The organism is Ruegeria sp. YTSB088, assembly GCF_059609825.1.
This window is the reverse complement of sequence record NZ_JBXWMM010000004.1, coordinates 390,610-399,679: the sequence shown is the minus strand read 5'-3', so window position 1 is coordinate 399,679 and position 9,070 is coordinate 390,610. Positions and strand designations below refer to the sequence as shown.

11 protein-coding genes are annotated in these 9,070 nt (G+C 53.3%); 8 read left to right on the top strand and 3 right to left on the bottom strand.

Annotation, left to right across the window (positions count from 1 at the left end; genetic code table 11):
* Positions 1-247, top strand: a 247-nt coding sequence (locus AC2FFA_RS09350; protein ID WP_496851326.1) for a hypothetical protein, incomplete at its 5' end; no start/stop codon positions are given.
* Between the two features lie 75 nt (positions 248-322).
* Entirely contained in the window at positions 323-508 is a 186-nt protein-coding gene (locus tag AC2FFA_RS09345; RefSeq protein ID WP_496851324.1) for a hypothetical protein, read from the top strand.
* A 243-nt stretch (positions 509-751) separates the two neighbouring features.
* Here the strand turns inward: AC2FFA_RS09345 and AC2FFA_RS09340 are convergent, their stop codons facing one another.
* Positions 752-1,891: a hypothetical protein gene (locus AC2FFA_RS09340; protein WP_496851322.1), complete on the bottom strand. Its 1,140-nt coding sequence runs from the start codon at positions 1,889-1,891 to the stop codon at positions 752-754.
* A gap of 210 nt (positions 1,892-2,101) precedes the next feature.
* On the opposite strand from AC2FFA_RS09340, the gene AC2FFA_RS09335 reads away from it, so the two are divergent.
* The 4 genes from AC2FFA_RS09335 (at position 2,102) to AC2FFA_RS09320 (ending at position 6,084) form a co-directional block, all read left to right on the top strand.
* Complete coding sequence (locus AC2FFA_RS09335; protein WP_496851321.1) at positions 2,102-2,776, top strand: PepSY domain-containing protein; 675 nt, start codon at positions 2,102-2,104, stop codon at positions 2,774-2,776.
* Between the two features lie 38 nt (positions 2,777-2,814).
* Positions 2,815-3,474: a response regulator transcription factor gene (locus tag AC2FFA_RS09330; protein WP_496851319.1), complete on the top strand. Its 660-nt coding sequence runs from the start codon at positions 2,815-2,817 to the stop codon at positions 3,472-3,474.
* The gene (locus AC2FFA_RS09325; RefSeq protein ID WP_496851317.1) at positions 3,474-4,802 is read left to right on the top strand and encodes an ATP-binding protein; all 1,329 of its coding nucleotides are present in this window, start codon (positions 3,474-3,476) and stop codon (positions 4,800-4,802) included. Before AC2FFA_RS09330 ends, AC2FFA_RS09325 begins: the two co-directional genes overlap by 1 nt.
* An 868-nt stretch (positions 4,803-5,670) precedes the next feature.
* On the top strand, positions 5,671-6,084 hold the full coding sequence (locus AC2FFA_RS09320; RefSeq protein ID WP_058275368.1) for a cupin domain-containing protein: 414 nt from the start codon (positions 5,671-5,673) through the stop codon (positions 6,082-6,084).
* Between the two features lie 75 nt (positions 6,085-6,159).
* Here AC2FFA_RS09320 and AC2FFA_RS09315 read toward each other — a convergent pair whose 3' ends face one another.
* On the bottom strand, positions 6,160-7,848 hold the full coding sequence (locus AC2FFA_RS09315; protein WP_496851316.1) for an adenylate/guanylate cyclase domain-containing protein: 1,689 nt from the start codon (positions 7,846-7,848) through the stop codon (positions 6,160-6,162).
* Positions 7,849-7,998: 150 nt separating this feature from the next.
* On the opposite strand from AC2FFA_RS09315, the gene AC2FFA_RS09310 reads away from it, so the two are divergent.
* On the top strand, positions 7,999-8,265 hold the full coding sequence (locus tag AC2FFA_RS09310) for a hypothetical protein (RefSeq protein ID WP_496851314.1): 267 nt from the start codon (positions 7,999-8,001) through the stop codon (positions 8,263-8,265).
* A 106-nt stretch (positions 8,266-8,371) separates the two neighbouring features.
* Positions 8,372-8,779, top strand: coding sequence for a sulfatase-like hydrolase/transferase (locus AC2FFA_RS09305; protein WP_496851312.1), 408 nt, complete (start codon positions 8,372-8,374; stop codon positions 8,777-8,779).
* Here AC2FFA_RS09305 and AC2FFA_RS09300 read toward each other — a convergent pair.
* Positions 8,776-8,997 carry a tyrosine-type recombinase/integrase gene (locus tag AC2FFA_RS09300; RefSeq protein WP_496851310.1) on the bottom strand — a complete coding sequence of 74 codons (222 nt, stop codon included), beginning with the start codon at positions 8,995-8,997 and terminating at the stop codon, positions 8,776-8,778. The genes AC2FFA_RS09305 and AC2FFA_RS09300 overlap by 4 nt on opposite strands.
* Positions 8,998-9,070 lie beyond the last annotated feature (73 nt).

The following is a 9,070-nucleotide window of genomic DNA, read 5'->3' as shown; positions in this document are numbered from 1 at the left end:
TGATATACCCCTGAAACTCAGGGGCTTGAATCACGCAGCCGAGATGGCGGCAACCAAATTAATGGGTCCAGAACCTAAGCTCATTGCCGCCTGCGCCAAATCGAAAACTTACAACTTCTCTGCCCAATTAGTGCTGTCGTTTGAGGAAGACTTTGAAGGCAGGTTTTCCTACACGGCAAAATTTCCCTTAGCTTTTGTTTACTCTCGGGCGACAACATTAACTGAACGTGAACAATGTATTCTCTGAGTGTTCAACCTGTATCACTCATACTGATCCCGCAGGGTAAAAGAAATGTGCCCGGCTTAATGGAAGGGGAAAAGAATGATCAAGACTGCCATTGAGGTTGAGCTTTGCGTTCCTGCATCGATGCGATCCTCAAGTGCTGCCGTTCGCGGCGAACTTTCAAATACCGAAAATTCGAGCAACAATCGCTTCCCTCCTATCGAAAATGCACTGACTGATATCATCAGTAACAAGCGACTTGACGAGGCAAACAGGGACGTCTGATCTGACAATTGGAAGCAAAACACGCTCCCGGGCAACGGCGACTAAATCAGGTAACGACAAAGCCCGCTCCGTATCGGAGCGGGCCTACTTGTTTGAGTGACTTTGATGCATTCAAAGTCAGGAGAGTGTGATCCAGACTATCCAAACAGAGCGCTACCAACATGATGTCGGGTCAGCCATGCTCGTGGTAAAGACATGGCTGACCCGACCACCATCGGCTTGCAAAATAGCAGGCCAATACTGTTAGTTATCTAGTCCAAGAAGTGATTTCACCGCATCCTCGACCTCATCAGTGACAGGCTTGTTTGCCGCGTTTTCCAGCGCTTCACGTTCAGTCAGTTCCTGATTTTCAACGGCTTCTGTCAACTCATCGACCTCGGCAACCGCTTGCTCGTAATCGACGGCATCCTTCTTCTCGGATTCCAGACTCTCAGCCGTATCGATAGCGTCCTGGAGATCGGTGTTTGCTTCCTCAAGCGCTGCTTCAATGTCGGGATCGGTGCCACCGGCGTCAGCCAGTGCCTCTTCTAGGTCGTTCACAAGATCTTGTTTTTCTTCAACGTCTGTCTGGGCTGCTTCAAGATCCTGTTCGATTTCAGAGACAGATCGATCTGGTGGCGTCATCCCCTCCAGAAGATCCTGCTGTTCCTCCAGCGCCGCCCGCAGATCATCCCCGGCCAATACAGTATCACGATAAGTAGCAATTCGGCCCACTCGCGAATTTGGTGCTGCATTCAGCAAAGCCGTCTCGCTTGCATTTGCTGCATTCAACGCCCCCAGTTCAGATGGGTGCACCCCAAGCAACGTGGCCATTTTATTCCCTGTCGGGCGCTTTTCCGGGCGAACGGACTTGGTGACCTGAGGCGAAATTTTCGTTGTTCGCGTTAATTTCGTAGTCTTGGTTTTGGTTTTCTTGGCCTTGGATTTTTTGCCGCCAAATATGTCCTTTAGAGAGAATTTTTTCCCTTTCGAAGATTGGGGCTGTGCTCCAGTGACACCGGTTGTTTTTTTGTCTGATTTTCCAGCCGCAGACTTTCCTTCACTTTTGGCCCCGCCCTTACCTAAGCCTTTACCGTTTCCGGCTCCGTCATTTCCACCGCCGTGGCCATTTCCATTCCCACCACCGTTGCCGTTACCGTTTCCGCCGCCGTTGCCGTTGCCGTTTCCGCCACCGTTGCCGCCGCCGTTTCCGCCACCATTGCCGCCGCCATTTCCACCACCATTGCCGCCGCCGTTTCCACCACCATTGCCGCCGCCGTTTCCGTTGCCCCCTTTCGCGTAGGCAAAGTCGGGAAAGGCGATCGATCCGACGATCGCGGCAGAACCCATCAAAGCGACGGCAATTGCTGAGTTTTTTAACAATCCAGACATTGTTTTCTTCATGGCGATTCTCTTTCTTCGAGTTTGGATTTCTGCGGTCCGCAATCTCAAGATTCCGGTTCGTACCGGCGCAGTATGCTTGCCGGATTCGTGACCGGGCTTTTGTCATCTAAACCCATCGTCGTTGAACCCATGGGAAACTGGTTGTTCATCACCGGTTCATGTAACTTTCGCTAGATTGAACGGGCGTATGTGCCGTAAAAAGTACCGAAGATGAAAAAGCTTTTGATCATTGCCTGCCTTCTCGCTGTTCTCCAACCCGGCCACAGCAATGCGGCCGCCCGCGAGTTGAAACAATCTGAATTACGCAAGGCGACAAGTTCGGGAAAAGCCATTCGGCTCAATAAGGTTATCAAGGGTGTAGAGCGCGTCTTTGGTGGCACGCCAGTAGACGCGCGCGCGTTTCAGACGGACGAAGTGTACTATCGCATTCTAGTCAAAAAACCCGATGGCAAGATAATTAGCGTTATTGTCAACGCAAAAACCGGTGTTGTTGTACCCAATCGGTCAAATGTTGGGCGGCAGGTGACTGACGCTGCTAAGACAGCGCCAGGCAATTCCGCTGCTGGTACGTCGCGACAGACGCCGGCGAACAATAGCACCAATGGAAACCGTGGCGGCAACGGTAACGGCAATGGCGGCGGCAACGGCAATGGTGGAGGAAACTCCGGTGGTAACGGTGGTGGAAACTCCGGCGGTAACAGCGGTGGAAACTCCGGCGGTAACAGCGGTGGAAACTCCGGCGGTAACAGCGGTGGAAACTCCGGCGGTAACGGTGGCGGAAACTCCGGTGGTAACGGTGGCGGAAACTCCGGTGGTAACGGTGGCGGAAACTCCGGTGGTAACGGTGGCGGAAACTCCGGCGGTAACAGCGGTGGAAAAAGATGATGTTTAAACTTTCAGGCACGTGCATATAGTGCTGGTGTATGAGAGTTTTGCTTGCAGAAGATGAACCACACCTCTGCGAACAGATCAAAAAGCTACTGAATGCTGAAGGTCGCGTAGTGGATGTGGTAAACAACGGTCTCGACGCGTTACATCTGGGCGCGACCGAACCGTACGACATGATCATTCTGGACATCGGTCTGCCGGAACGGGACGGTATTTCGGTCTTGCGGGAGTGGCGTGGTTCAGGTGTCAAAACCCCGGTTCTGATCCTGACCGCCCGTGATGGCTGGAGTGAGCGGGTCGATGGTCTGGATGCCGGTGCAGATGATTATATGACTAAGCCTTTCCATATGCCCGAACTGGCCGCACGTGTTCGCGCCATACTGCGACGGCAAAGTGGTCAGTTGAACCCTGTGATCGAGATGGGGAATGTCATTCTGGACACCCGCAACGGGAGGGTGACGGTCGATGGTGTTCCGATCGATCTGACCGCTCAGGAAATTGCTGTGCTGACCTATCTGGCGCATAATGCAGGGCGCATGATCTCAAGAACTGAGCTTTCAGAACATATCTATGAATACGATGGCGACCGGGATTCAAACACCATTGCAGTCTTCGTAACCCGCTTGCGTAAGAAACTAGGCCCCGATTTGATCACTACAGTACGCGGCCGCGGATACATGATTGATTCACCCTGATGTTATCACTGCGTCAACGGGCACTGTTGGGTGGCGTTGCATCCGGAGCCGTGTCTGTAGGACTGGGCACACTTGCCGTCTTCTCTTACATCAATGACCGCGTATCAGACCGCTTCGACACAGCCCTACTGGATCGCCATACACAGCTTGTGGTAGGTTTGAGTGTCACCACCCAAAGCCCGGATGCACTTCGTGATCTGATGTTCGACCCGGCCTATAGTACGCCTTACTCCGGGCGGTACTGGCAAGTTAGTAGCGACGACAGAGAGTTTTACACATCAGCCTCACTATTTGACGAAGTTATTGCCGAGCCGGCTGGCAACCCAGAAGCCCCAACGCTCTGGAACACAAACGGCCCGGAAGATGAAGTTCTGCGCAGTGCCTTTCAAACAATCACCTTCGAAGACGGCTCAGTTTGGGGCGTCAGCGTTGCAGAAAGCCGGGCACAGCTTGTCGCTGAGCGCCGTGCTGCGCAGCAAAGCCTATTGCCCGTGTTTGCACTTGTTGGTCTGATAGGTGTGGTCGGATCGTTGCTGCTGATGACCTTCATACTCGGGCCGCTGCGAAGATTGCGTACTGATGTCGCGCGTCGCTGGGACCGAGATGAAGACCTCAGACCGACCGATTATCCCGAAGAGGTCTCACCCCTGGTCGAGGACCTGAACAAACTCCTGAGCCGGAACCGCGAGATCCTGTCGGGATCACGCCGTCAGGCCGCGGATTTAGCGCATGCTTTGAAAACTCCGGCCGCCATTTTGCGGAACGAATTGAATTCGCTTTCCAGCACGGGAGCCACAACGGATACTGCGCAAGAGGCACTTGATCGGATAGATGCCCAGTTAAATCGATCTTTGGCCAGATTACGGGCATTACACACCGCGGATCTAACCCATTCGCGGACTGATCTGACAAACTCCATCGACCGGTTAGCACGGTTGTTTTCGACAATGGTGGATCGCGAGGGAAAATCTCTGCAGATCGCACGTGATCCCGGACTCTGGGTACGCATGGATGCACAGGACATCGAAGAAGTACTGGGAAACTTGCTGGACAATGCAGTCAAGTGGTGTCGGCAAAGCGTGCGTATGACCGCCGAACGCAAGCCTGGATGCATCGAAATCAGTATCGAAGACGACGGCCCCGGGATTACCCAACAAGCCCACCGTGAGGCTCTGCGATCAGGAGGTCGGCTGGACACGTCGGTCACCGGCAGTGGATTGGGGCTAACAATAGCGGTCGATTTATTGAACGCTTATAACTTCCATCTAAATCTGGGAACATCTGCGTTGCTCGGCGGGCTGGAATGTAGAATTGTGATCTCGACTTGATTTGACTCAAATATGTTTGATCGACGAAGCCACCATTCCCGCAAATCTCAGCTGTCGGCGAAATAGGCTCGATGCATCGCTTCACGCAACCTAGAAATTTTTCCGCTGACTGAGGGTGCGCAGAAATCAGTTAATATTCTTCATCATTGAAAAATCCACTACGGCAAAGCGCATGCACCCCGAAACTACAATGCGCTTTACTCTGACGAATGAGCAGTTTGGGCTCAGTGCCAAGCTCTCGCGCCACCTGCGCTTGCTTTCGATTGATTGCTCGAAAATCTACAATGCGCAGGTTGACGACTTGGTTGTGCTAGTGACTTCAATAGGCCATCTGATTTGCGAGAAGCAGAAGACAAACTCTGACCGGGATAGGGAAGATGTCTTAACGCTAAAAGCGATGGCCTCTTCCAGCTTAGAGCCAAATTATCGAATCCGCTTTGCACCGAGAGCTGCCCAGTGCACATACAGAACCCAAACTGGATAAGAAGGGCCGGTTCGGGCTCAAACCACTTGTCTGAACCCACTGCAGAGAATGACTGCTCCGAGCGCTGTGTGGAAGAGTTAAAATCTCGCTGCGCGCGCTCGCAGCACAGATTTCTCTGCACACGCGTAATTTTTGGTATTGCATCGCGGCGCGGAAAACTGCCGTTCGTGCGTGCCGCAGCGAGATAGACGACGGCAATTTACAGGCTGCGGACTAAGCCGCCACTCGCCGCACCGTCCACTAAGAAGCGCTCCGCGAACCTTGCGGACCCTGGAACAGCCTTTGACACAACAATTTGGAACGCCGCAGTTAACCGCGTGCACACCAGCATTGATTTCGAAAAGGTCCCAATGCCATCATCTTCTAAAAGTAGGAGGGGATTAGATGTGGAAACCAATCATATTTGCTTTTTTGATTGTCGTGACTGGTGCCGCAGCGGCTAGGTCGCACGATGTGCGGGATCCAGCGACTTTGCAAAAACCGCTTATTCAGGACTTGCTAACCGAGTCGCTCAAAAGCAATGAGGGCTTGGAGGTTGTCGTGAGCCATGTTGCCCTACCACCAAACCTCACTTTACCAATGCATTGGCATCCCGGTGAAGAATTTGCCTACATTCTGCAGGGCAGCGTCACCCTCATCCTAGACGGCGAAGGCGAACAAGAAGCTTTTTCAGGTGACGTAGGCGTCGTACCGTTGAAAAAAGTGCACACCGCTCGTTCAGGGGACGAAGGGGCAACCATTTTGGTGTTCCGTGTCCATGAGGAGGGCCAGCCAGGCAGAGTTTTGGTCAGCGACTGATTTTCAAGACAAAGGCGAAATATCCTTTACCGAATGCATGGTTGTCGGAACCGGGGGGGGGGGTGCCGTTTGCCTTCACACTTGCAACCCTGCTTTTTTCCACCCGCTGCGCCAGCGATCAGCGCAGGTTGGAATAGAGAATAATGGTAAACGTGTTGTCTCGGTTATCGAAGCCGCATTCGGAGCGATTTCGTTCAATTTGACAGCCGCTGTTTTTGCCGCATCTATGTCATCGAGCTCAGCGAGCGAGGCAATCAGCATCAGGTGGCTCATCAGGAAGGTTGCACGCACAGCCAAGGCTTCGCGACAGGCCTGCGCGGCTTCCTCATAACGTCCCAAGTGAAACAAGGCGGCACCCTGTCCCATGAAAGCGGCGTGCCGCAATGGATCACCCGGGCTGAGTTCGACAGACCGGACTGCATGTTCCAGCGCCTTGTCAGGGCGATTCAGCAAATAAAGATTTGCAGCGGCGAGCATGTGGACCGTCGCCGCGTTGGGATTTTCCGACAATGCTTCCTTAAAGGCTGTCCGCGCGCGGGACAGGTCTTGTGCCAGCATAGAGATCGAATGTGCGGCATAAGCCTTTGCAATGCCGTCCGCGCGATCGCTCCGCAGCACCTGCTCTGCGGCCGCGACAGCTGACTTGGGTCCCTGATCTACAGGTTCCAAACCTTGCACAAGACGTTGGATATGAAGCCATGCTAGCAAGCCCGCTGCGGAGGCGTATTCCGGATCTCGATCCAAAGCCAGTTTTGTCAGTCGTATTGCCTCTATGTTGTCTTGGTCAGTCAGCAAGTGGAAATGTGATAAAGCTCGGAGGTAGAGCTCGTATGCCTGTAAGTCCTTGGTGGGTTTTGCACGCGCACGATTTGTTTCAGCGTGCCGCACCGATGGTTCAATAGCTGTAACTACGTCTTCGGTGACTTGATCTTGAAGATCAAAGATGTCGTCGAGCACACCGTCAAAGCGGTCCGCCCACAAATGGCCCCCATTTTCGGTATCTATGAGCTGTCCCGTGATGCGGACGCGCTGCCCGGAACGCCGAACGGAGCCTTCCAGTACATACCGAACCCCTAAGTCGCGGCCCACGTCGCGGATGTCCGTGCTTTTCCCCTTATAAGCAAAAGAAGAGTTTCGTGCGACGACCATCAACCAACGAAACCTAGATAGCTCAGTTATGATGTCTTCCGTTATGCCATCGGCAAAGAACTCCTGCTCCGGATCACCCGACATATTGTCGAATGGGAGCACTGCGATTCCCGGCCTCACATCCGCCTTGATCGCGAGATTGGCTTTCGTACCCTTTGGCCAACACCAGATTCCAACATGCCGCGTGATGTTTTTCAGTTCGGTTTGCTCTCCGCCGTCGAATAATCCCGCATCGTTACGGTCAAGGCTGTTATGTGACATATCTGAAAAGAGCACTTGTCCCGGCTTCGCGAGAGCCTCCAGACGCGCCGCAACATTGATGCCGTCGCCGAAAATGTCATCGCCATCGGTTACAACTTCCCCTGTGTGAACCCCGATGCGCAGTTTGATGTGGTCAGGTTTGTGGGCGGACTGAACTGCAATCGCGCAAGCTGCTGCTTCAGATGGTGATTGAAACTCGACGATCCAGCCGTCGCCCATGCTTTTGATCAGTGAACCATTGGTATCTTCCACGATCGGGAGAAACGTGTCCTCGCGGAAGGTCTTTAATGCAGCGACTGTGCCAGTACGGTCCTGATCCATCAGCGCGGAATAGCCCACAATGTCGGCGGCCAATACCGTCGTGAGACGTCTTCCCATTCACCCCTCCTCTTTGCAATGAAGTTAGCTCGGTGGGTTGCTTCTGTCAGCCCATTCGTCAGATTTTGAAAAGCCTTAATGAATAGAAAGCACAGGTACAGGCATACACGCACAACTAAAAAGGTAATGCTCAAATACCTGTCGCGCATTCAGCAAACGGTCACCTTCATATCCGCGGAGTTAGTTACTTGCGTTTCTTTAGCTGCCAATGTTCGTGGCAAAGCAATTCCGCTTTGGCTCAGTTCGGACGTTCGCCCGAATGTCGCGAGCGACCGCAATGCGGACTTTGCAGCCATCCGCATTCTTAATTCAAAGGACCGCAGTCAGCCCAAAGCGGACATGACCGAGCTGCTCGTCGGGCGGAAAGCCGTCCTTCGCTGTAATGCGCTCTAACGGCAGCAACGGGCGAAGCCGCTGGATGCTGTTGCAGCAAGAAAATCTAGGCAGCTAGTGCGATTATTATTAGGCTGCATTGAAAGGCAACAAATAGAGGATTCAAATGAATAGGTTATTGTCAATGGCAATTGGGCTCAGCCTTGCGGCCTCTCACTCATGGGCCGCTGATGAGACCCCTCCCAATATTCTTGTTATCATGGCCGATGACGTGGGCTGGGCGAGTTTGGGTGCGTACCACGGTGGAATCAAAAGTATTAAGACACCCAATCTCGACCAACTTGCGATGGGCGGTGCGCGCCTGACAGATTATTACGCCGAACCAAGCTGTACGGCCGGGCGCTCAGGCTTCATGACTGGACAGATGCCTATTCGGACAGGGATGCACACGGTTGGTCTTCCCGGAGACCCAGTCGGCCTACACCCCGATGATCCGACCCTTCCGATGTTCCTAAAACACCAACCCTCTCCGAAAAACTCCGAAGACGGACAGTTCATTGAACCTGAGCATTAGTCGAACTCCAACGCATTGGCAGCTTTACGTAGGTGCTCGGGGCTATAGCGTGCATAAACAGACGCGGTGATCCGAGAGTCTGAATGACCGATAAACTGAGCGATCTCATCCATCGGAGTGCCTGCCTCCGCCATATGAACCGCAGCTGTGTGCCGCAGCACATGTGGTGACACATCAGGCAGGCCCGCCGCGACTGCTGCTGCCTTGAATCCCTTCATAATCGACTTCACAGGTCCAACTGCCCATTCAACGACATAATCGGACAAAGCGGCTTCAATGTGACCATTACTA